This window comes from Gracilimonas mengyeensis, from assembly GCF_900182705.1.
In the GTDB taxonomy this organism is placed as follows: Bacteria; Bacteroidota; Rhodothermia; order Balneolales; family Balneolaceae; genus Gracilimonas; species Gracilimonas mengyeensis.
Map to the genome: position 1 here is coordinate 55,036 of NZ_FXTP01000006.1, position 22,643 is coordinate 77,678.

At 44.1% G+C, this 22,643-nt stretch carries 26 protein-coding genes; 15 read left to right on the forward strand and 11 right to left on the reverse strand.

Annotation, left to right across the window (positions count from 1 at the left end):
• Window positions 1–31: 31 nt before the first annotated feature.
• Window positions 32–646, forward strand: coding sequence for a CPBP family intramembrane glutamic endopeptidase (locus tag FN815_RS07830; RefSeq protein WP_142454076.1), 615 nt, complete (start codon window positions 32–34; stop codon window positions 644–646).
• Window positions 647–1,021: 375 nt separating this feature from the next.
• On the opposite strand, the gene FN815_RS07835 is transcribed toward FN815_RS07830, so the two are convergent.
• Entirely contained in the window at window positions 1,022–1,954 is a 933-nt protein-coding gene (locus FN815_RS07835; RefSeq protein ID WP_142454077.1) for a CPBP family intramembrane glutamic endopeptidase, read from the reverse strand.
• Window positions 1,955–2,081: 127 nt separating this feature from the next.
• On the opposite strand from FN815_RS07835, the gene FN815_RS07840 reads away from it, so the two are divergent.
• Window positions 2,082–2,750, forward strand: a complete 669-nt coding sequence (locus tag FN815_RS07840; protein WP_142454078.1) for an SOS response-associated peptidase — start codon at window positions 2,082–2,084, stop codon at window positions 2,748–2,750.
• Between the two features lie 97 nt (window positions 2,751–2,847).
• Here FN815_RS07840 and FN815_RS07845 read toward each other — a convergent pair whose 3' ends face one another.
• The 4 genes from FN815_RS07845 to FN815_RS07860 form a co-directional block, all read right to left on the reverse strand.
• Window positions 2,848–3,135 carry a hypothetical protein gene (locus FN815_RS07845; protein ID WP_142454079.1) on the reverse strand — a complete coding sequence of 96 codons (288 nt, stop codon included), beginning with the start codon at window positions 3,133–3,135 and terminating at the stop codon, window positions 2,848–2,850.
• 19 nt (window positions 3,136–3,154) lie between these two features.
• The gene (tsaE, locus tag FN815_RS07850) at window positions 3,155–3,586 is read right to left on the reverse strand and encodes a tRNA (adenosine(37)-N6)-threonylcarbamoyltransferase complex ATPase subunit type 1 TsaE (RefSeq protein ID WP_246075198.1); all 432 of its coding nucleotides are present in this window, start codon (window positions 3,584–3,586) and stop codon (window positions 3,155–3,157) included.
• A 19-nt stretch (window positions 3,587–3,605) separates the two neighbouring features.
• On the reverse strand, window positions 3,606–5,147 hold the full coding sequence (gene porX, locus FN815_RS07855; RefSeq protein WP_142454080.1) for a T9SS response regulator signal transducer PorX: 1,542 nt from the start codon (window positions 5,145–5,147) through the stop codon (window positions 3,606–3,608).
• Between the two features lie 190 nt (window positions 5,148–5,337).
• Entirely contained in the window at window positions 5,338–5,895 is a 558-nt protein-coding gene (locus FN815_RS07860; RefSeq protein WP_221930278.1) for a ComEA family DNA-binding protein, read from the reverse strand.
• Window positions 5,896–6,151: 256 nt separating this feature from the next.
• On the opposite strand from FN815_RS07860, the gene FN815_RS07865 reads away from it, so the two are divergent.
• From FN815_RS07865 to FN815_RS07875, 3 genes are all read left to right on the forward strand, one after another.
• The gene (locus FN815_RS07865) at window positions 6,152–6,946 is read left to right on the forward strand and encodes an RraA family protein (protein WP_142454081.1); all 795 of its coding nucleotides are present in this window, start codon (window positions 6,152–6,154) and stop codon (window positions 6,944–6,946) included.
• Window positions 6,947–7,116: 170 nt separating this feature from the next.
• Window positions 7,117–8,178 (forward strand): MBL fold metallo-hydrolase, encoded by a 1,062-nt coding sequence (locus tag FN815_RS07870; protein ID WP_142454082.1) that lies wholly within the window; start codon window positions 7,117–7,119, stop codon window positions 8,176–8,178.
• A gap of 237 nt (window positions 8,179–8,415) precedes the next feature.
• Entirely contained in the window at window positions 8,416–9,039 is a 624-nt protein-coding gene (locus FN815_RS07875; RefSeq protein ID WP_142454083.1) for a hypothetical protein, read from the forward strand.
• A 163-nt stretch (window positions 9,040–9,202) separates the two neighbouring features.
• Here FN815_RS07875 and FN815_RS07880 read toward each other — a convergent pair whose 3' ends face one another.
• The 3 genes from FN815_RS07880 to FN815_RS07890 form a co-directional block, all read right to left on the reverse strand.
• Window positions 9,203–9,673 carry a YybH family protein gene (locus tag FN815_RS07880; RefSeq protein WP_142454084.1) on the reverse strand — a complete coding sequence of 157 codons (471 nt, stop codon included), beginning with the start codon at window positions 9,671–9,673 and terminating at the stop codon, window positions 9,203–9,205.
• Between the two features lie 541 nt (window positions 9,674–10,214).
• On the reverse strand, window positions 10,215–11,411 hold the full coding sequence (locus FN815_RS07885; protein WP_142454085.1) for an amidohydrolase family protein: 1,197 nt from the start codon (window positions 11,409–11,411) through the stop codon (window positions 10,215–10,217).
• Window positions 11,408–12,715, reverse strand: a complete 1,308-nt coding sequence (locus FN815_RS07890) for an amidohydrolase family protein (RefSeq protein ID WP_142454086.1) — start codon at window positions 12,713–12,715, stop codon at window positions 11,408–11,410. The genes FN815_RS07885 and FN815_RS07890 overlap by 4 nt, the downstream gene beginning before the upstream one ends.
• A gap of 427 nt (window positions 12,716–13,142) precedes the next feature.
• On the opposite strand from FN815_RS07890, the gene FN815_RS07895 reads away from it, so the two are divergent.
• Entirely contained in the window at window positions 13,143–13,814 is a 672-nt protein-coding gene (locus tag FN815_RS07895; RefSeq protein ID WP_142454087.1) for a DUF748 domain-containing protein, read from the forward strand.
• A gap of 244 nt (window positions 13,815–14,058) precedes the next feature.
• Here the strand turns inward: FN815_RS07895 and FN815_RS07900 are convergent, their stop codons facing one another.
• The 3 genes from FN815_RS07900 to FN815_RS19315 all read right to left on the reverse strand — a co-directional run bounded on the left by FN815_RS07900 (window position 14,059) and on the right by FN815_RS19315 (window position 16,587).
• Window positions 14,059–14,811, reverse strand: a complete 753-nt coding sequence (locus FN815_RS07900; protein WP_142454088.1) for a DUF2927 domain-containing protein — start codon at window positions 14,809–14,811, stop codon at window positions 14,059–14,061.
• Window positions 14,801–16,174, reverse strand: a complete 1,374-nt coding sequence (locus FN815_RS07905; RefSeq protein WP_142454089.1) for an amidohydrolase family protein — start codon at window positions 16,172–16,174, stop codon at window positions 14,801–14,803. Before FN815_RS07905 ends, FN815_RS07900 begins: the two co-directional genes overlap by 11 nt.
• Window positions 16,175–16,365: 191 nt before the next feature.
• Window positions 16,366–16,587, reverse strand: coding sequence for a hypothetical protein (locus tag FN815_RS19315; protein WP_425461073.1), 222 nt, complete (start codon window positions 16,585–16,587; stop codon window positions 16,366–16,368).
• A gap of 122 nt (window positions 16,588–16,709) precedes the next feature.
• Here FN815_RS19315 and FN815_RS07915 point away from each other — a divergent pair, with 122 nt between their 5' ends.
• The 9 genes from FN815_RS07915 (at window position 16,710) to FN815_RS07950 (ending at window position 22,507) form a co-directional block, all read left to right on the forward strand.
• Entirely contained in the window at window positions 16,710–17,387 is a 678-nt protein-coding gene (locus FN815_RS07915; RefSeq protein WP_142454091.1) for a response regulator transcription factor, read from the forward strand.
• A complete protein-coding gene (locus tag FN815_RS07920; RefSeq protein ID WP_142454092.1) occupies window positions 17,384–18,469 on the forward strand; it encodes a sensor histidine kinase in 1,086 nt (361 codons plus the stop codon). Before FN815_RS07915 ends, FN815_RS07920 begins: the two co-directional genes overlap by 4 nt.
• Before the next feature lie 379 nt (window positions 18,470–18,848).
• Window positions 18,849–19,019: a glycine zipper domain-containing protein gene (locus tag FN815_RS18870; protein WP_484103617.1), complete on the forward strand. Its 171-nt coding sequence runs from the start codon at window positions 18,849–18,851 to the stop codon at window positions 19,017–19,019.
• A 233-nt stretch (window positions 19,020–19,252) separates the two neighbouring features.
• Window positions 19,253–20,110 (forward strand): hypothetical protein, encoded by an 858-nt coding sequence (locus FN815_RS07925; RefSeq protein WP_142454093.1) that lies wholly within the window; start codon window positions 19,253–19,255, stop codon window positions 20,108–20,110.
• Complete coding sequence (locus tag FN815_RS07930) at window positions 20,107–20,538, forward strand: hypothetical protein (RefSeq protein WP_142454094.1); 432 nt, start codon at window positions 20,107–20,109, stop codon at window positions 20,536–20,538. Before FN815_RS07925 ends, FN815_RS07930 begins: the two co-directional genes overlap by 4 nt.
• A 109-nt stretch (window positions 20,539–20,647) precedes the next feature.
• Window positions 20,648–21,064 carry a hypothetical protein gene (locus FN815_RS07935; protein ID WP_142454095.1) on the forward strand — a complete coding sequence of 139 codons (417 nt, stop codon included), beginning with the start codon at window positions 20,648–20,650 and terminating at the stop codon, window positions 21,062–21,064.
• 176 nt (window positions 21,065–21,240) lie between these two features.
• The gene (locus FN815_RS07940) at window positions 21,241–21,546 is read left to right on the forward strand and encodes a nucleotidyltransferase family protein (protein WP_142454096.1); all 306 of its coding nucleotides are present in this window, start codon (window positions 21,241–21,243) and stop codon (window positions 21,544–21,546) included.
• Window positions 21,536–21,868 (forward strand): HepT-like ribonuclease domain-containing protein, encoded by a 333-nt coding sequence (locus tag FN815_RS07945; RefSeq protein WP_142454097.1) that lies wholly within the window; start codon window positions 21,536–21,538, stop codon window positions 21,866–21,868. The genes FN815_RS07940 and FN815_RS07945 overlap by 11 nt, the downstream gene beginning before the upstream one ends.
• 57 nt (window positions 21,869–21,925) lie before the next feature.
• Window positions 21,926–22,507 (forward strand): class I SAM-dependent methyltransferase, encoded by a 582-nt coding sequence (locus FN815_RS07950; RefSeq protein WP_142454098.1) that lies wholly within the window; start codon window positions 21,926–21,928, stop codon window positions 22,505–22,507.
• The last annotated feature ends 136 nt before the right edge of the window (window positions 22,508–22,643 follow it).

The window sequence follows — 22,643 nt, forward strand, 5'->3', positions numbered from 1 at the left end:
GATTAATTACCGCATTAAAATTCCTTTTCAATTGAAAGAGCATAGAACTGAACATTCAGAGACAGATTATTCCGGAGATGAATCCATTTCCAGTGGACGCTTGTTGTTACTTTCGGTTGTCTCAGCCTTCTTGTACATATCAGTGGCCTTGGGCATTTTCTATTTTTGGAGGGATGAATCCTTTGGTCAAATATTTGCCTCTGGCTTTTCATTACCGGTTCAGCTTTTAGTGGGGGTGATAGCAGGAGGGGCTGCCGCAGCGGTAATTATCTTTATCATGCAACGTCCACCGGTATCGGACGTACTTTCCGATTTTTATATCATCCGCGTGCTTTCACAATCCAACTTCAGCCTGACTGACCATCTGCACCTTTCTTTTTTTGCAGGGGCTGGGGAAGAAATTCTGTTTCGGGGAGCTATCCAACCTTTATTGGGCAATACTGTCACCTCCATCATATTTGTAGGTATTCATGGCTACTTTCGTTTTACATCACTGGGTCACTGGCTATTTGGAGTGATGATGTTCGGCCTCAGCTTTTTTCTTGGGGTGATATTCTCCGAAGCTGGACTAATTGCCGCCATGACCGCCCACGCCGTTTACGATGTGATTATGTTGCAAGTAGTACAGCGTATGAAGTTGGTTTAGGGGAAAGAGGAAATAAGGGGATAAGGCATATGGTTTTCCCTGTGGATCTAATCTGATGAGTTACTAAGAGATCATTATGAAGCTACTGCTGAAGAACCTTAGCCAGAAAATGATTACCAACAAGCCAAAGTTAGCACTCTAAGAGTCACTGGAAAGAGTGGTTGAGGAAATTAGCTGGATAGGTTCTGCAGAATGATGAAAAAGAACACTCCATCCTTCGGCTCAGCCGGAACTGGCAGGCAATGTTTTCATCATTAGAGCCGGGTGATGGAGCGGGCCAAAGTTTAGGTGGTTTATAATTTATTTCCATGTTGCTATCTACCGATATCTCAGCCTTGATGCAACACTGAGATGTTGAGATCTTAAAAGCCTCCATCAAACAATCTCAGTGTTCTCGTGATCCTTCAACTCCTCAAAAGGTTTGGAGAACAATTCAGCATAGGTGAGAGGCACGTCGGTCATTTTAAGATAAAGCAGGGTTATTCCAAGAATAAGCAAGATTCCGAAGATTCCGATCAAACCCGCTTCGGGACCAAATGAGCCGCCGGTCCACCACTCTGGTCCCAGCTGACGTATTTCAATAAGAGAGCCGTTTACTTCCATCCCACTCACCCGGAATCCGAAAATACCGCCCTGGAAAAAATTCCAGGAGAAATGAATTCCAATGGAAAGTGCCAACCTTCCGGTGATGATGAATGGAATCGCTAACATCACCCCGGCCAGCATAATATTGACAACCGCAGTCATTGAAGCATTGGGGTTGCTGCCATGAGCCACGCCAAAAATGGCCGAGCTCAACACAATGGCAATAATAGATGCTTTTTGCGGACTGATACTTCCCAAAGTAAAGCCTTCAGTCATATTTGGAAGCCAGTATCCCCGGGATAATACTTCCTCGTAAAAGCCTACCGATGCCATCTGTACAAAAAATACGATGATGGGAATCAACCAAAGGGATTCGCTGCCACGCTGCCAGGCAAAGCGGTTTATTTCAAGTCCACCAGTAAGCCACTCTGTGATAAAAATCAGCCCCATCACTCCTCCGGCAATCAGAACTCCTGCCAGGCATTCGTTAATCCAGCGGCGGTTGATGGACAAACCGGCATAGTGCCAGGGACGGCGATCGCCAAAACGAAACATCACATAAAACAATCCCAAAATTAGCAGGGAACGTACCAGGTAACTTAGCCATACAAAAGGTATAAGCGTTGAAACGCCCATAGAGGCAATAAACGCAAAGATGAACAGCAGGATCCGGAATAGGGCACGCAGGCGTTGCTCTTTGCCGTTATAAATTGGATTGATCATGATGGCTTGTTTGTTTTAATAGTGATTTTTGGCAAGAAACAGCTAAATGTATAATAATTTATAGTTAATCTTGTTGTTGATGTGCTATCGGTCAGTCAATAATTATCCCAAAAAGGAGTGATTTATTATGGAAAGATATGTTTTGGAAGCAGAAAAAACAGTGATTGAAGAAACATTTGAAGCCTCATCCGAATCGGAGAGTTTATTTGAAGCCAATTATAATGTGATTGGCGGATCTCCTATGCCCATTGTGATAAAAGATGAAGAAGAGCGAAAAGTAGTAAGCGCCATATGGGGTTTAAAAAGGCAATCAGGAGACGATTTGCAATCGGTTGCACAGGAAGAGGTTTTGAAGGATGACGAACTGAAAAAATTGGTTTCTGTTTCGCCGTGTATTATTCCTGCCAGCGGATTTTATAAATGGAAGAAAAGTGTGAAAGATCCGCTTCCTTTTCTGCTCCGGGTGATTAAACAAGATGTAATGAGCTTTGCAGGTCTGTGCACCATCACAAAAGATGAAAATGGGAAAACCACACGCTCCTTTGCTGTCATAACCATGCCCGCTAACGCTTTGGTTGAACCTTTGCATCAATCCATGCCCGTCATTTTGGAAGAAAAGGATTTTGGGAGATGGCTATCCGGACATGCCCCCGAAATGCTGAGAGATGGTTTTGAAGGCAATCACCTGCTGCCGGATATGACGGTATTCCGCGTACCCGAATTGGTGAACGATCCTTCCAACAATTCAAAAGAGCTGATTCAACCTATTCCCAAGCTGCGCAACTACGAAGACTGAAATCAGTTTTCAGTGATCAGTTATCAGTAATCAAAACATTGTTTAATACTACCCCTCGTTCCTACGCTCTGCGTTGGAACGAAATGGGGAAAGAATTCTACTTCCCTTTTAATACGCCAGATAGGTTAAGCTTGTGGATGGGAATGAGGTAGGAGGAAAGCATTTCATCTTTGTGAATTCCCAATTCACCGGTGCCGCGAAAATCCACCATGCATACTTTTTCTGCGGTTTGTACCACTTCACCGATGCCGTAGTACTCCGGACTCGGTCCATAATACACCAGATCGCCGGTCCTCAGGTTGTTATTTGCCCGGCGATGATAGGGCAAAATGACCGGAAGTAAATCAAGCCGGTACGATAATTGTCTTTTTTTAGATTTTCCCATCGCTGGTACTACTTAATTCTTATTCGGTGTTATCGGAGTGATGAATTTCAATTTGTCGCTGATGGCCCTTAAGATGTAAAATTTTTACCCAAATCGCTTCCTCGGGAATAAGGGACTCTATTCGCTCCGGCCATTCCACCAAACAAACGCCCTCACCGTAAAAGTATTCCTCTGCGCCAATTTCCAGGGCCTCCTCTTCATGCTCCAGCCGGTAGCAATCAAAATGATACACCGGCAAAGCTCCCGAGTATTCATGAATGAGGGTATAGGTTGGAGAACTCACCGTTTCCGGCTTGATGCCAAAATGTTCGGCTACTCCTTTCACAAAATGGGTTTTGCCCGCACCTAAATCACCGGTGAGGCAAACCACATCCCCGGCTTTAAGTTGTTTACCAAACTCGGATGCAAAGCGCATCGTTTCATCTACGGAAGAACTCTTGAAGGTAGTCACGGTATCAAATCCAGTCTCGTTATTTCGGTCGCAGCGTAGCCACCGGTAATATCATCTCTTCCATAGAAGCTCCGCCATGCTGAAAGGTATCCCGATACCGGTTTTGATATTTGTGGTAATTGGTAGGATAGATAAAATAGAAATCCTCACGTGCAATGATGTAATTATTCACCCCTCCGGGTTTTGGTAAGCGATAATTTTCGGGATTATCCATAAACAGTACGGCATCCGGTTCATCGGCTTTGAGATTTCGGCCATACTTATAGCGTAGGTTGGTAGCTGTGTCGCGATCGCCGTACACTTTGGTATCTCGCAAAGAGCGAACCGAACCATGATCAGTTGTGATCACAATGGTGACATCTTCCTCGGCCAGTGCTTTAAACATCTGCAGCAAGGTTGAGTGCTGAAACCAGGCATCCGTTACCGAACGGAAAGCTGAAACATCCGGTGCCAGCTCCTTGATTACATCCGAATCGGAGCGGGAGTGCACCAGCGTATCCACAAAGTTAAACACAAAAGCCGCCAGTTTTGACTGGGAGTAGCTGTGCATTTTATCAGCCACTTTCTTGCCGGTTTCGGCGTTCAGTATCTTCTCATATTTAAAGTTTAGATCCAGGCCTTCCCGTTCCAGTTGCAATCGCAATAGTTCCTCTTCATGGCGATTCAGGGAGGTTTCATCCTGACCCTGTTGCCATAAATCCGGGTACATGCGCTCGATATCAGCCGGGTATAATCCCGCAAAAATAGCATTGCGCGAGTAAGGCGTAGCGGTGGGCAAAATGGAGTAGTAGAAATCGGTATCAATAGAAAAGTGATTAGCCAGGTAAGGCTCAAAAATCAGCCACTGATCGTAACGCATGCAGTCAATCAGGAAAAACATTACGTTTTCATCCTTTTCCAGCAGCGGATTTACGTACCGCTTAAAAATCTCGGGCGAGAGCAGGGGGCGTCCGTCATCACCGCCCATCCATTCGATATATTCGTTGTCTATAAACTTCCCAAACTCACGGTTGGCTTGCTGAAATTGGTCAGCCAGTACCTGCTTGAGGCCTTCATCCCCGGAGCCCAAATCAATTTCCCAATTGGTAAGTTCTTTGTAAATATCAATCCATTCTTCCCAGTGGGTGGAGGGATGGATCCGGTTCGACAACTCATTAAACTGGCGCAGGTAGGTTTGGGCTGATTTTTCGGACTGCAAACGCCCGCGTTCCAGCAGACGTTTGGTGGTCAATAAAATCTGGTTGGGATTTACCGGTTTGATGAGATAGTCGGAGATCTTGCCGCCAATGGCATCCTCCATGATGGACTCTTCCTCACTTTTGGTGATCATCACCACGGGCAGTGAGGGCTGCAGCGATTTAATTTTCTCCAGCGTTTCAATGCCACCCATCCCCGGCATCTGCTCATCCAGGTACACAATGTCATAGGATTCCTTGCTGATCATGCTTACCGCATCATCGCCGTTGGTTACCGGGGTAATTTCAAATCCCTTTTTCTCTAAAAAGATAATGTGTGATTGCAGATGATCTATTTCATCATCGGCCCAGAGTATTTTTGGCATGAATTTCTGTTGATTTTAGGATTGCCACTAAAGCATTAAAAACCAAAAGGCAGCGGATTTATTTCCTCAGATAAAATAAAAAATTATATCCGGTTATTTTGGTTTTCGAAGCAAGGATGTTCTCAATGAATATTGCAGTGCAAACTTAACCAACATACGCATTTCCTGTATTCAGGATGATGTGTACGGATTAATTTTCAAGTTTTATAAATGGACGGATACCTGCAAGACGTTTTTCGCCAATGCCTTTCACGTTAAGCAGTTCGTCAATGGTTTCAAAGCCACCGTTGCTTTCGCGATATTCAATAATACGCCGGGCGTAAGCGGGACCGATACCATCCAGTTGCTGCAGTTGTTGGCTGTTCGCTGTGTTTATGTTGATGGTTTCTGAGGTATACACTACATCTGAAGCTGATGGTTCCGCCTCTTCTGTTTTGGGTTGATCGGAGTCTTCCGGTTCGTAGGCATCGGCCTGTTCATTTGAAGCTTTGGATGAGGTGTCCGGAAGGTATTTTTCAGCAATCTCCTCCTTTTTCTGTTTCAGCTCTGCACTGCGGCGATCAAATTCCGCCATGATTTCGTCGTACTGCTGTTGATCATAGTTGAAACTGCGATTGAGAAAAAAATGCATCAAAAAAGAAGTCCCTAACACGGCAAGCAATACCGAGAAGGCAATGCGCTCACTTCTGGATATTTGCAGCTTTTCCATCCAGAAAAAGAAAGATCTCTTTAGCTTTTTAAACCCCATGGTTCTCTTCGTTTATCTAAAAATATCCCCGTCACTAAACCACTCGACCGGTTTTTCAGTGCTCTGAAAATAGTGTAGCTAATTTTTGGATTAAATGCAGGCACGCAGGTATATCTGTCTGTTTCCGCCAACATGTAGACTGTGAGGGATAAGAAGCACACTCAAGAAAGTCATGAATGCATTGAAGTAGACAAACACTCTTTATTCAATTAAATTGAGGTAATATCAATCGCTAATCTAACCAACGGTAACTGATATGTATAGAACCTCATTATTATTTTTAGCTTTCTGTTTTATAAGCGGAATGGTTTTCGGCCAGGAAAAAGAACTTACGGATGAAGAAATACTACGTTTGTATGAAGATTTGCGTGTAGCGGATGTATCCGACGGGATGGACTTTGTAGGACTTTGGAATACCGGTCTGCTCGATCAGTCAATTACCCCACTTTGGCGGGATGTACAAACTATGGATCATGTGGTTCGGGGCATAGCTGTAACGGCCCGCTATATTCCTACCAATAAAACGGTACAGGATGCGCCCAAAACCTATGAAGAATATCGTGCCTGGGAGGGGAATTGGTATAACGACCTCTCGCCTGAACCCTTTGTTGAATTCATAAAAGACGGAACAATAGTAGTGCTGGATGTGGAGGGAGACGGAGATACGGGCACGGTGGGGTCTTATAATTCGTTGGATTGGGTGAGCCGCGGAGCAGTAGGCATCGTTTCAAATGGTGGCATCCGGGATACCGATGAGATTATACTACAGCGTATTCCTACTTATTATGATGAGGAAAACAGGGGAAGAGGTATTCGTCCCGGGCGCAATGAGGTAGAATCCGTAAACAAGACGGTGAGTATTGGAGGAGTTCAAATTAATCCGGGAGATGTTATTGTGGCCGATGGTGACGGTGTAATTGTAGTGCCGCGTAAGCACGCCCTGGCCGTAGCCGAATTTGCCTTCAAAATTTTAGAAGGCGATAAAGAAGGCCGGCGAAGCCTGTATGAAAAATTAGGACGAGAACTGGATGAATCTGTACAGAATGATTGACATGGGCATTGTTAATCACGATTTAAGCCGGAGTGTGTTATTCGCTCCGGCTTTTTTTATTCCCTGTGATTTATCCTGTCAAAGATCTTCAATCACAAAAAACAGATTCTACTATAAATGGTTGTTTAGGAAAAAGCGTTGTATCATCTCACACAAAAATAAACCCCATCATGAGTTTTTTTAAGAAGATGATTTTATGGATTGCTGGAATTTTCCTAATCGCTGCGGTGACAATAGCTACAGTAGGCTGGATGATTTCCGAACCCGGTTACCAGGGCCCCAAAACTGACCACTTTAACGGCACTACCTTTGAGAATCCGGGAGACATTCCTTCCAAAGGATTCACAGATGTAATGCGCTGGTACATAAACCGCGATCAGGGCGAATGGAGTGAGTCTGCGGGCCGGCCAGAAACAGCGCCCGCGCAACCGGCCGACCGTATTGAAGACGGACTCGAAATCACCTACGTAAATCATTCTACTTTTTTGATTCAGGTGGATGGACTCAATATCCTCACCGATCCGGTGTGGAGCGAGCGTGTGAGTCCTTTTACTTTTGCCGGACCGAAACGCTACCGCGAACCGGGCATCCGCTTTGAAGACTTGCCGGAAATTGATCTGATTGTACTCAGTCATAATCACTACGACCATCTCGATATCGAAACCCTGAAAAAGCTGAATCAATCGTATCAACCCAAAGTAATTGCTCCATTGGGCGTGCCGCTGATGTTGAATAAATACGGCATCCAGGATACAGAAGCTTTGGACTGGTGGGAGCATACTTCCGGTATGGATGAGATTGCCATCCATGCGGTTCCGGCCCAGCACTTTTCAGCTCGTGGCATGTTTGACCGGGACAAAACGTTGTGGGCGGGTTACATCATCCAAACCGCCCATGGTGATATCTATTTTGCCGGGGATACCGGTTATGCACCCTTTTTTACAGAAATCGGGGAGAAATTCCCCAACATAAAAATTGGGTTGATACCCATCGGGGCCTACAAACCACGCTGGTTTATGAAGCCCATGCACGTAAATCCTGCCGAGGCTATCCAAATTCACAAAGATGTTGGCGCCGACATCAGCTTTGGCATGCACTTCGGCACCTTCCCGCTGGCCGATGACGGGCAGATGGATCCTATTAACGATTTCAACGAAGAAATGCAGAAATCCGAAAACCGCGGGGTGAATTTTAAGTTGTTAACCGAGGGAGATCAGTTTAGTATTCAGTAAAAGTAATTTGGAATGAGGAATTTTGAGTTTTGAATTATAGAGTTGCTGAATACATGCAATCCCGAGTTTAGTCAATGAACTTTCCTTCTTGGTAGGGGATTGAGGGGTGAGTAATGTTTCAAAAGGGTATTAATTTTCACGCGAACCGGGAGGTTCGACCAGGCATTCCGCAGCAGAGCGGCGGAACGAGGGCCAAGGATGGGTTGATTTAATGCTTATCATTTAGATTACGTATCAATGAAGAAAGCTTTATCCATAATAATTTTCATTAGCATTTATTTGAATGGCTTTGCCCAGACAAATGATAGATTGATTAACCAGACAGAAGGGCAAAACGGTCACGTCATAAATTATATCACTGCCCAAACTCTTATAGATGGAAGGATTAATCATACTCTAAATCTAAAAGAGGTTTTAAACAACAAAACGTTGGAAGAGACGATCAGGATTTGGGGTGAACCGATTAACATCAAATCAGAACAGGATGTAGCAAATGACGGGACGGTTTTGTTTGAAAGAAAGATGGGTTACTACCCGGGATTGAGGCTTATTTTTCCAGAAAAGAACGGGAAGTATGTTTTAAGCAGAATTGATTTCATAACAAATAAATCAAACCTAAAACTCGGTGACACATCTTTTTCATTAGGAATGGAAGTAGATAAGCTTCTTCCTACTGCCAATAAAATAAAATCTGGAGAAGGTAAAAGAGATATTGATATTCGGGTGCTAGAAACCGATCATACCGGAAAAATTAAGAAGACCGATCAAGGGGTATTTCAGTCCCGAAGTGAATTGCTTAAAATAGAAACCGATTCTGCTGGAAGAATTAGGAGCATGTCTTTATTGATGTATACGATTTGATGGGGATGATCCAATGAGAATATGATGGTTTGGGTGAGGCGAAATAGTCCTGCAGGGAAGACACCCAAAGCTGTTTATTTTCTCGCGAACCGGAGGTTCGCTGAGGCATTCCGCAGCAGAGTTGACGGAACGAGAGTTAATGCCGGGCATACAACCTTTTTCTTTACTTCTGGTAATTCACCGATTTAAAATTGCCGTCTTCATCGATGATGTTGGTTTCGGCGCCGGGTACTATATCGGTGTTTTGGGCGGATACACAAATCCAGTGATCGCCCTCTTTCTGAACCACAAATGAAAACAGGTTTTGCCGGAGGGAAGGAGTTTCCACATTCCCTTTTGGGCTTTGATTTTTGAGTCGCATCCGAGCATGTAAAACAGTAATATCTTCGGATAGGTTTTTCACTGAAGTTTGCATCAGGCGCAAATCCGAATCACCAAAGATCTTTTCAAAACCATAAGCGTGCGCTTTTCGGATGTCTTTTCGGTTATGCCACCATAAGCCCACCACGTTTACAAATTCCGCGTCTTCTGCAAATAACGAGGCCAGCATATCGGCATCGCGCTGCATCCAGGCTTCCACAAATAGGGTGGGGATGTTTTCCGGTGATTTGGCTTTTTTGAAGGTATTAGACATAAGAAAGATGGTAATGATCTTTTCAGTCTAAAGCGCAGCGATGACTGGAAAGTTCCAGCTCAGGAAGTCTTTGGCTTCTATTGAGGGTAAAATGTTTGAATCTTGCTTTGAAAAAGATGTAGTCTCACTGTACGACTTAAGAGATGATCTAAACTCAGTTCGTGATAAGAAATAAGTTGCTCCGACCTGAAGACCGGAGCAATTACAGTGAAAGTCGAGATTTTATCTCGAACGGACGTTAATCTAACAATCCAGGCTTTCAAAATTACGCGAACCGGGAGGTTCGCCGAGGCATTCCGCAGCAGAGCTGACGGAACGAGGATGAATTGTGTTGGTGGAATGCAAGTCAGAGACTTGCTTGGCTTGTACTCTTAAGTCAGCGCTCGATAAATGTGTTCTTCAATTAAAACACGGTGGGCTCGCTGTAAGACTTAAGAGATCAACAATGATGTTTTTAGATATTCTATCACAACAAAAAAAGCCGCGGTAACGCGGCTTTTGTATATAGATGTCTGAAAAATGGTGAATTGTAGTTCGTGGTTTACTTCACCTTTTCGCCGTTGATGATCACACCGGTTACTTTGGTGAGGTACTCTAGCGGGTCGCCGTCAAACATAGCCACATCGGCATCTTTACCGGCTTCCAGAGAACCCACACGGTTGTCGATTTCAAGTAGTTCGGCGGCATCAATGGTCAGTACTTTCAGGGCGTTCTCCATGCCCAGTCCGTTGGCCGCCGCTAATCCGGCTTCATAAAGTACTACGCGCGTTTTGGGCACATAGCCTTCAAAGCCACTTTGGAAAGCGATGGGGATACCGGCTTCATACAATTTACCGGGCGTTTCCATGGAGGCATTTTTGGCATCGCCGCCGGGACGTATCATAGTGGGATGCACCACTATCGGGTAACCGGCTTCTTTGAGTTCGTCCATAATCAGGTAGGCTTCCGCTACCCCATCCAGTACCATCGGGAAGCCAAACTCTTCCTGCAGGCGAATGGCCGACATAATATCATGGGCGCGGTGTACCGTAACCAGCGCTTTGATCTTTCCTTCCAGCAGATCAGCCAGGGCATCCATGCCGATGTCTCGAGAAGGAGGATTGTCGCTGTTGCGCTTTTCCAGATAGTCCTGCGCTTTAATCAGTTCCTGCCGCAGCATGGCGATGCCTTTGGCGCGGGTACCGGGTTTGCTGAATGCACGGCTCAGGTTGTTACCCAGGGTAAAAGCCAGCATGGTGGTTGAATCTACCAAAGCATCCTGCACCGTATTGCCGGTGGTTTTCACAATCATGGTTTGGCCGCTGATGAGGGCGCCGGGACCGTGACCCGTATGTACCGTGGTGATGCCATGATTACGGAGATGGCCTACCAAAGCTTCCCGTGCGTTATAGGCATCCATAGCCCGCAGTTCAGGTTGAATGGGATTGGATGTTTCCAGCTGATCCTGATCGGCATCCACATTTAAGTATCCGGCCAGGCCTACCACGGAATGGGCATCAATGAGGCCGGGTGTGACCACCATGGCTTCATACACTTCATAATTGGAAGGAATATTGATGCTGGAAGCAGATCCCACGCGTTCAATTTTTCCATCTTTGATGAGTACTACTCCGTTTGAGATGGGATCACCCGCCATGGTGTAAACGGTTTCGCCTTTAACGGCAATCTGGGCATCCGTCGTACTGTAAGCTGATAACAGCAGGGCTGGTATCAGTACTAAAAGTTTGATCAATTTCATTGTGAACCTCCTTCATGATGGGTGTGAATAGTACCCGGGTAAATTTGATAACCGCCGGTGGCGTATTTGCGATCTTCTTCATTGGCGCGGTCCCATACTTTGGCCCCTTCAATCCAGGTTTCTTCCACATGGGTGTATACGCTCAGGGGATCGCCGGAGAGGATGATGAAGTCGCCGTCTTTGCCTTTTTCAAGGGTGCCAGTGCGGTCGTCAATGTCCATCATTTTAGCATTGGCAATAGTTACGGCTTCAAGGGCTTTTTGGCGGCTCATTCCGTTTTTAACCCCTACAGCAGCAGAGCGCAGGAACAAGCGGGAATCGGTGATACCATCGTCGGTATGGAAGCCAACCAATACGCCGGCATCTTCCAGAATCGCCCCGTTGGAGTTTTTGATTTCGGCCGCTTCTACTTTTCCGCCAAAAGAATCCAGCGTAATGATAGAGGCGGAAACACCGGCTTCTGCAATTTCATCGGCCACTTTCCATGCTTCACTCACGTGTTGCAGAACCAGGCGATAGCCAAATTCCTGCGAAAGACGGACGGCGGTTAAAATATCCTGATGCTTGTGGGTGTGGTTGTGTACGGTTCGTTTGCCTTCCAGTACTTCCACCAGTGTTTCCAGCTGCAGGTTACGGGGCGGCATTTTGCTTTCATCGCCGTCAGCAGCGTCAATTTTCTTTTTGTATTCCTGGGCTTGCACATACAAGTCACGAACCATGGCCGCCGCTTTGGCACGGGTTCCTGGCCTTGGACCAGAACCCATGGGGTTTGTTCCGTTGGCCATTTTTAGTCCGCCGTAGATGTTATTTTCTTCATCCACCACCAACAGCATGTCCTCAATGGTATTGGCATCACGGAGTTTCAGGTACACGGTTTGTCCGCTAATAAGCAATCCGGAGCCCGGCATTACATTTACGGAGGTGATGCCACCGGCCAGTGCCCGTTTAAAGCTGTCGCTTCTCGGGTTGATGGAGTCCATAATGCGGGCATCCGGGTGCATGGCCGCAGAACGGTCGCCGCCATCGCCTTCCCCAATGTGAGAGTGGGTGTCAACAAGTCCGGGCATGATCACTTTGCCGGAGACGTCGTGCACGTCAGCATTATTGGGAATACGGGTATTGGACCCGCCTACCGCTGTTATTTTTCCATTGTGTACTACAAGAACTCCGTTGTTTATCGGCTCGCCGGAGATAGGGATGATTTGTGCGCCGGTAAAGGCCTGGGGAGTGGATTGCGAGAATCCATTCACCCCAAACAACAGCACACAAGCCACCGCGAGCAACAGGCTTCGGATTGGCTTCATAATGTGTATATCGTAGTTAGTGTTAACTGTTAAGCATAATAGCGGCATCAATTTAGAAAAAAAGGGCAGGTAGTAAAGCGGAGTTTCGTAAAAAGAGGAAAACGGAAGATCAGGGAATATTGAATATTGAACAATGAACAAGGAATGGTGAAGTAAGTGGGAATGGTGAATTTTGAGTGTTGAATTTTGAATTTGGTTTCTTGCTGGATGGGTACTTTCGATACAAAATGTAGCTACCGAGTTTTCCCCGCTCGGGCGGGGATTAAGGGGTGGGTAAAATGTAGCCAGGAACTGAGTAATCGAAAGCAGCTAATCCTTTTACCACAATCCATAATCTGTAATCTGAAATTCTTCCCAACCTCTTCAACATGGAACAAAATCACCCTTTCTGCCTTTTAACCCAATGAATGTTAACTAAAACAACGTGATGAAAAATAAAGGAATCAAAATTGTTGGCGGAATTGTGGCGGTATTAATAGTGGCTTTTTCCGTGTTTACTTTATCTATTGACGGGATGGTAAAGTCGGGGATAGAAGAAAACGGCTCGGAGCTGCTGGGTACCGAAGTTTCAGTGGATGATGTGGATGTTTCCCTGTTTGATGGCAGTGGCAGCATCAATGGTTTTACTGTGGAGAATCCCGAAGGCTTTAGTGATGAACCAGCTATAGAGATCGGTCAGGCTTCTATGCAGGTGGATTTGGGTTCGCTGTTTTCGGATCAGATTATCGTTGAAGAGATCATAGTGAAAAGTCCGGAGTTATTTTTTGAGCAGAAGGGTATCGGGGCTAATCTTAAAACCCTGAATGATAACATGAGCAGTGGCGAGGATACCTCTTCCGAAACCAGCCTGGTCATCAACTACCTGCGGGTTGAAAATGGAAAAGTGAAAGTCAGTACAACCATTGACCGCGAACGCACTGCCGAGGCAAGTCTTTCCGAGATTGAACTGGAAGGTATTGGTAAGGATGGCAGCAATACCGTTCAGCAGAGCATAAGGCAGGTAATGGAACCGTTATTGCAAGAAGCGGTTGAGCAAGCGGTTAAAGGCGGCATAACGGATCAAATTGAAGATAAAGTGCAGGATCTGCTGGGGAACTGAAGAATATCGAACATTGAATATTGAACGAGGAACGCTGAAGTAATTTTGAATGATGAATTTTGAGTGTTGAGTTTTGAATTCTTTTCATGTCTGTTAAATATAGTCGAAACTAAAGCGTTTCCCCGCTTGGGCGGGGATTAAGGGGTGGGTTGATGTGGCCAGAGAAAGGATATTAGACTAAGATTACCAATCATTCCAAAAATCAACTCACACAGAGATAAGTACTAAGCAACAAGCTGGCAACTTAATCCACCACTTCGGTAACAATCCTTTCCAAAACCGGTTCTACTTCGGAAGCATTCAGGCCGGTGTCCATTTCTGGATGGTATAACAAAGAGATCAGGGCTTTATCGAGATCGGAATATTCGGTGACCGAACCGGAATACGAACTTTGGAAAATACTGTTCTGGTATTTGGGAGAGTCTTTGGCCAGCCCCAGTGATTGCGTTAGCTCTTCCCGCAACAAGTGGAGTTGGTTTACTTGTTCGGGGCGATACAGATCTACATACATGGCTCCGCGATTCAGCTCATTGCGGCTGTTCCAATACACCCAAAAAAGCCCATAGTTGTTGGCTGTTTGACCTCTGGCGGGCTCAAAACGATCTTCAAACTCCTGACCTGAACCTAAGAATAGATAGAAATTGGAACGGGATGAGTCCGCTGTGGTACGAATCTCAACTCCGTCGGCAGCCAGCATTTCATTTAGCTCCAGTATTACATCCTCCAGCTCAGTCATCAGATAGTCTTTTTTCTCTCCGCCCACGTAGATGACCATATCTTCATCCCATTTACGGGTTATCTCTGAAGCACTGCCCAGTTCAAAACCAAGGGCGATTTCTTTAAAATAATCGATGGCTTCGCGTTGGGTAGCACTTAGTTCCTGATTGTCATTGTCATCATTATCATTGCCGCTACATCCTGCAATACCCGTAAAAAGTAGTATAGCAGACAGAAAAAATATAAAGTGAGGATGTTTTTTGTACCGCTTAATTAGCATAATAAGCTTCTATCTCTTCCAGTTTTTTATTGATCATTTCTCTCGAATACCATTTACCCTGCACCATCACCCCGGAATGATTTTGGATTGCAGATAAATCTTCCAGCGGGTTGCCATTCACTAACACCAAATCGGCACGTTGGTCTTTTTGAATGGTTCCAAATTCATCTTCATTCGCAAAATATTCGCCTACTTTTTGGGTGCCGCTTTGCAGGATTTCATAGTTGGTCATGCCTGCGGCTTGCATATGAGGCAGCTCGCGGTGAATAGAGAAGCCGGGCACGCTGAACAGCTGTGGGGCGTCGGTACCCATCAGAATGTTAACGCCGGCCTTGTTCATTTCTTCGAGCAGCTTGCGTCGTAATTCAGCCTGCTCTTCCGGGCTGCCAATGGTATAGCTGCTTCCGGGATTATCCGCAAAAGCAAAATAGTTTTCTTTTACCGCTTTTGGGATGTATTTGAGTTCATCGTACTGCTTCATTGCTTCGTAGTCGGCTGCGCCGATAATGGTTTCCCAAAGTGCTTGGGTGGGTACAATCCATACACCATGATTTATCGTCATCTGGATGATGTCGGCCATCTTCTGCTCCCGTTCTGCTTCCTCAAAAGCATCCAGATAAGCCACATAGCCGTCAATATGGTCGATAGATATTTGCCCGCTTTCGATGGCATGCACTACACCCACCTCGGCGGGAACGTGTCCGCCAAAGGTGATATCATTTTTATGAGCGGCGTTGGCCATCGCATCGTATTCTTCCCGCGATAAGCCGGGGTGCACTTTCAGTAGATCCCAGCCTTCTTCCACGTGTTCTTGTACCCGCTCGGCGGCTTGTTCAGGAGAGGATACCGTGTTGCCGTTAAAACTGGGTCCGGCCAAGTACAGGTTGGGACCAATAAGCTCACCGCTGTTTACCCGATCTTTTAGCTCCAGCTGATTGGGATATCCCAGCATTCCGCGCACGGTGGTGATACCGGCTGAGACATACAGGAATAGCGTACTTTCCACATATTCATCATCAAAATAGGCGGGGGCATCAGGGCCGGGATCGGTGGGTGGCACGTGGCCGTGCATCTCTGCCAGACCGGGCATCAGGTACTGGCCCGTGCCGTCAATTACAGTAGCACTTTTGGGGATCTTTGCTTCAGAGGATGGGACTACTTCAACGATACGGTCGCCGCGGGTGATGACCGTATAGTTTTCCAGTATAATTTCTTCGTGCATTGGCAGCACATTTACATTGGTAAAGGCATAAACGGGAGAGTCATAATCTTCAACAATAGAGCCTTCTCCGAGTTTTGGTCCTGCAAAATACAAGGTGATTAACAGAACAGGAATTGCAATAAAACCGACGATCTTTTTCATAGGATTAGGAATGAATTTCTGATTGTTACAACATTAATGAAATTACTCATAAAAAGGAGGAGAAGAATGGAGGGCAAGGAATGTTGAATTTTGAGTGTTGAGTTTTGAATTTCTTGATAGCTGGATGAAACTTGCTCGACTTTAAATCATGCCAATGTATTTCCCCTCTTGGGAGGGGATTAAGGGGAGGGTCAATGCTGCCAAGGGCAATTAGTCATGAATTTTACTAACAAACTATCAACAAAAAATAGGGTCGGAATATCGAATATTGAATATTCAACATTGAATTTCGAAGTAATTTGGAATGATGAATTAGAAATCTTGAATTTACCAGCAACCAGCAACCAGCAACCAGCAACCAGCAACCAGCAACCAGCAACCAGCAACCAGCAACCAGCAGTCAGACTTCGCAATCTTCAATTTTTAATCTTGAATCCAAAAAAGGCCGTAACAATTTCTTAATGCGCTAAATCTTATATTAAAACGGTACCTTTGTACCTATCAAATACGGAACTCATCACAAAACACCAACACCGTGGCTAAGCAAACCATACTTGTAGTTGACGACGAAAAGGATCTTCTGGACCTGATTGAATACAACCTGAAGAAGGAAGGTTTCGATGTAATTAAAGCAGAGAACGGAGAAGAAGGCATTAAAAAAGCCAAAGAGCATAATCCCAACCTTGTGTTGATGGATATTATGATGCCCAAGATGGACGGGATGGAAGCGGTGGAGAAAATGCGCGCTGATGATGAGCTGAAAGCCATCCCCATCATTTTTCTAACAGCCCGCAGTGATGAAAAAACCGAAGTGGAAGGCCTGGATAAAGGCGGCGATGACTACATCACCAAGCCGATCAGTACTACCAAGTTAATTTCCAGAATCAAGGCTGTAATGCGCCGCTTTGAAGAAACCCAGGAAGAAGTGAATCGCCTGGACGTACACGACCTGTCTATCGACAAAGATCGCTACATTGTGACCAAAGGCGATGAGGAATTCCAGCTGCCACGTAAAGAATTTGAACTGCTGTATTACCTGGCCAGCCGCAAAGGAAAAGTACGCGACCGGCAAACACTGCTTAATAAAGTTTGGGGAGATAACATCTATGTGGTGGATCGCACGGTGGACGTTCACGTGCGTAAAATCCGGGAAAAACTGGGTGACCACTACATTGAAACAGTAAAAGGGGTAGGATATCGTTTTAAGGAATGAGCCAATCAAAAAGGGATAAACAAAAGTTACTTTTTCGCTTTGGGTTCAGGATAGCATTTCGGGTGGCGGCTGCCTCCGCTGTGTTTCTGTACCTCTTGTTTTGGCTGTATTTGCAGCTTGTACCAAAGGAAGCCGCTAGTCTTGCTTTAATAACGGGACTATTTATTCTCCTGCTCACCTACGGCATCAGTTATTTTTATGCCAAGCAACGCTTCAAGATTGTTGAACGACTGTTTAAAAACATTGCGCGCAAACGGTTTATGGAATATGCGGAGGTTTCTTCTTCGCAGCGTGATGAACTGGATTACCTGACCAAACAGGGCATCAAATCAAGCCGGACGATTGAGCGGGAGATTCAGCGCTTGAACCGGATTGAAAACTACCGCAAGGAATTTATTGGGGATATTTCTCATGAGCTGAAAACACCCATTTTTGCTATCCAGGGTTTTATCGAAACGTTGCTGAATGGTGCTTTGGAAGATGAAGAGGTGAACCGGGAGTTTCTTCGCAAAGCTATGCGAAATGTGAACCGGCTGATCTATCTCACCAAAGATCTTATGGAGATTTCCAAGCTGGAAACCGGGGAGCTTAAATCTGAGATTGAGGAAATTTATCTCTACGAGGTAATCCATGACATTATCGAGAGCCTGAATTACAAGGCCGAGAAGGAGAACATTAAGCTCACCATCCACGACTTTGATAAGAACCTGAAGGTGAAGGTGGACAAGAACCAGGTGAAGCAGGTGTTCATCAACCTGATAGAAAATGCCATTAAGTACAACGTGCCCAACGGGGAAGTGGAAGTGTATGTGTACGTGAAGCCGAAACAGCCCGAGCGCGTGTTTGTATCGGTGAAGGATACGGGGATTGGTATCGACGAAAAAGATATTCCAAGGGTAACGGAACGCTTTTTTCGGGTTGATAAATCGCGGTCGCGAGAACGGGGCGGCACCGGACTGGGACTGGCCATTGTAAAACACATCATGGAAGCCCACGGGGAGAAGTTCCATATTGAAAGCGAACCCAACAAAGGCTCTACCTTTACCATTAGCCTGCACCGTGCGGATATGGTTAGGGTTTAGACGTTTTGAATGTTGAGTTTTGAGTGTTTAGTGAACTGGCGTTTGACTTAAGAGCTTTCTCTGCTTGGGTGGTTCTGGCTAATTCGGGGTAGGTAGGTGGGTTTTTAGTAAAAAGTGAAAGGGGAAAAGTGAAAATTAGCCGGGTGGTTTTGTAGATTTTCTATTTTACTTAAGCATCCTGCCTGAGATAAAAAAATGATCCGTAGGATCAGAATGTGGGTAGAAATGGATCAACAAAGACAACAAACCTCTGCCCGGTTGGTTTACAGGTGATATTGGTTTTCAGAGGTTGGCATCCGTTCTTAACGAGAAAAAGGCTACATCTTAGCGACCATGTAGATTTACAAATAAACAGGTTTTCATATGACGGGTAAATCAGATCAGAAAAAAAAACAACACTGGAATGGGCGTGGGTTTAGGCTTGGCCATTGGGACAGCCCTCGGTGTGGCTCTCGATAACCTGGCGCTTTGGCTGAGTATTGGAATTGCCATAGGTGCCAGCTTTGGTAGTTTTATAGGTGGAAAGAAAGGGAAGTCTGGGGATAAGTGATCTGTAAGGCTAGTTGCTAAGAGCTGTCATTTTTCTACAATAAGTTCTTGTATATGCTGTTTCTTAGAGCTATCTCTGCTTGCTAAAGTGGGGGAGATTGTTATATTGGAGAGGAATTCGGGGAGTTTATGCGAATAAGAAGGTTTGGGACATATAAAGTCGTTTTGGGTTGTTCGCCTTAATTCCATTTTCTTCTCATAAGATGATATCAGCTTTCATTTAGAATAAAACTTATGGCCAGAAAAAAGAAGACAGATTTTCAAATTTACAGATATCAAATTCTTCCAATATCCAGAAATATACAGAAGGATTTTTTTGATGGAATTGAATCAATTGAAGAATTGATTGCAAAGAAAAATCAATTTTTCGAAGAGGCAATTCTTAAAATAAATGACTTTGATTATTCTTATTCAGAGCTTGCACACAAAATTAGGCACAAGGATGATGATTTTTTTCTATTTAAATTTGGGGTAAACAGGTCCATTAGTAGAGAAACTAGAGAATTTACAGAAGAAGAAATTGACAATTGGCCCTCTTTTTATGTTGGTATTTGGAATAGTCCTGATAAACAATTTTTTGTTGTTGAAGAAAGAAGAGACGCATTTCAACAAACTAAATCCTTTGTTAAACTTTTCGAAGAGAACGTAAATAGAGTTTTGGAAAGGTATAATCTTGTATGTTTGATTGAACCATTATTTGAAGAGAATTCTTTTTGGGCTGTAGTTGATGAATATCAGGAAAGAATAGTTGCTGTTGAATTTGAATTAATAACTCCAAATCTGGCTAACATATCTGGGAAGTTAAGCGATGAGTTAAAGGATTTTGCGAAGGCTACAAATTCGCAAAAGACAAACATGAAAATTCAATCTGATAAGTCTTCTCATTTGGATATTCAGGAAGAAAACAAGAATATAGATGGTTTAGTTGATTATTCGAGTGAAGGTGGAGGTGATATCAAGTTCAGAATCAAAAACTTAAAAAAAATGATAAGTTTAGGAGAATCAGTCAAAACTATTGAAATTGACGATATTTATATTTCCGGTATTAATTCAAAGGAAATAACTGATTTGTTGAAGGATCTTTTGGAATGAATGATGTTTTTAAAAATATTTTTATTTCACTTGGAATCGCATTCATCTTGGTGGCGATACAAACTTCTGTTAACTCAGAATATTTAAATGAGTTTTTAAAAAACAATTTAATCACTCTTTTGGTGGCATTACTTGCTATTAATTCTGCTACCCTTGGAATAATTCTAACTAAATTAAGAGACCTTATTGATAAGAATAGTTCTGCAAATTTTCTTCAAACAAAGAATGAAATGCTACTTTCAATTAAAGAGCAAATAGGTCTTATAGCTTTTTCAGTAGTGGTTATGCTTTTGAAATACTCGCACTTATATAATTCAATTTGTATTAAGGATTACTTTATTGACACTATCATTATTGGAATTTTTGTCTATGCTATTCTCATTCTGTATGATACTGCTAAATCGGTTTTTCTACTTTTAGATCTCTAAACTTTTGCTGAAATACCCAGTTGGGGATGCCTGAAAGGACCACCTGGTCCAGAAGACTTGTATACCCACATTAATCTCGTTGCCAAATTCCTAGGTAGAAAAAAATACTATGCGTCTAATAAGCTATTCTTTTTTTTGTTCGATATTGTTGTTTTCCGCTTGTTCACTCAAAACAAATGGCGATGATTCCTCCACGGATATCAATCTGGAAGAACTAACCCAACATTGGGTTCATTCCTATGAGGAAGAGCCGCAGGGCAGCGACGTGAGTGTTTACAGGCCTCATGATTACAAGGAATTCCCTCCGAGTCGCTTTAGAATGCAGTATATTTTTGAAGCAGATGGTTATTGCACGTGGTTTTATCTTGCTCCGGATGATGGGCATCATTTCAGGCCCGGAAAGTGGCAGCTGGATGCCCAAGATCATAAAGTTATAATCATTGAGCAAGATGATGAAATATTGCGATATCGAATCACCGAACTGAACAAAGAAGTACTTCGCATGCAACTATTGGGGAAAATCTAACAAAAAAAGATGAAAAAAGACCCCACCAACGCTTATGAAGCAGTAGTCCTTAATCTATTTTCCAATTACTAAGTTGGAGTGGTTGAATGAAACACACGGTCCATAAGGTTAATAACTGATAGAAAAGTCTGTCCGTTTTAATTAAATTGATTGAGTGCAAAAATGATATTGTATCAATGGCTACGAATATAGATTTCCATTCTGAACAACTTAAGCAACTTTGTAAGAAGTACAATGTGGAGAAGCTATATCTGTTTGGATCTGCAATTACAAATGATTTCACTGAAGACAGTGATTTGGATTTCATGGTTAAATTTAAACGTCAGGGTTTTGAAGGTGCATTTGATCAATTTATTGGGTTCAAGCAGGAGTTGGAGCAAATTTATGGCCGGCCTGTAGACTTATATCACTTCAAAAAGTTCAGGAATTCGATCTTTCAGCAGGAAGTAGAACAGACCAAAGAGCTTCTCTATGCCGCATAAAGCCAGAAAATTACTCCTTGATATAAGCCTTTCATGTCAGGAAATTCTGGATTTTATTGAGGGTAAAAGTTTTGAGGATTTTCAGGAGGAACGCATACTCCAGCTTGCAATAGAAAGAGAGTTTGAAATCATCGGGGAAGCGTTGCTCAGGTTATCCCGAATTGAAGAAGATTCGCTTGCAGATAAAATTCCTGAATACCGCAAAATTATAGATTTCAGAAATATCATAGCTCATGGGTATGATATAATTGATGAGGCAGCAATGTGGGATTTTGCAGTAAATCGGGTTCCTGTACTGTTGGAAAAAGTAAAAAATTATTGATGCAAATTCCTAACACCTGAGAACAAGCCGAAGGTCTGGAATCCAACCAGATAAACCATGAAAAAAGACCCTGCCAACGGTTATGAATCAGTAGCCAGGGAGTTTATAGCTCACCGCAGTCAATCAACGGTTGGGGCAGATAAAGTTCGTTTGTGGGCACAAACCTTGAAGCCAAATGCCACGATCCTGGATCTGGGTTGCGGCAACGGCATTCCTATTACCAAAACGTTGGTGCAAGAGGGTCACACTCTTTATGGGGTCGATGCTTCTCCAACGCTCGTGCAATCCTTTCGTGAACACTTTCCTGATGTGCCTGTGGCTTGTGAGCCCGTAGAAAGTTCGGATTTCTTCAGCAGAACATTTGATGGGGTGATAGCTTGGGGTTTGATGTTTTTGTTAGATGAAAATGCCCAATCCGAATTAATCCATCGCGTAGTAAACATTCTTAAACCGGGCGGACAGTTTTTGTTCACCTCTCCCAAACAAGCCTGTCGGTGGACGGATGTAATGGCTGGTGCAACATCTCGGTCGCTGGGAGCTGAGGAATATGAGCGCATTTTATCCTCCGCCGGATTATCCCTCATTGATCAATATATAGATGAAGGAGAGAACTATTATTATGTGGCCCGGCAAACCTGAGAAGGAAAGACAGCTTCAGTCTTTTAAGGAACATTTGCGCACTAACTGCATCTAACTTGTTACGATAAAAAGAAGAGTATCAGACTATTTTCGCCATGTCTCTGTATTCACTGATATTGATATGGAAGAGGGCATA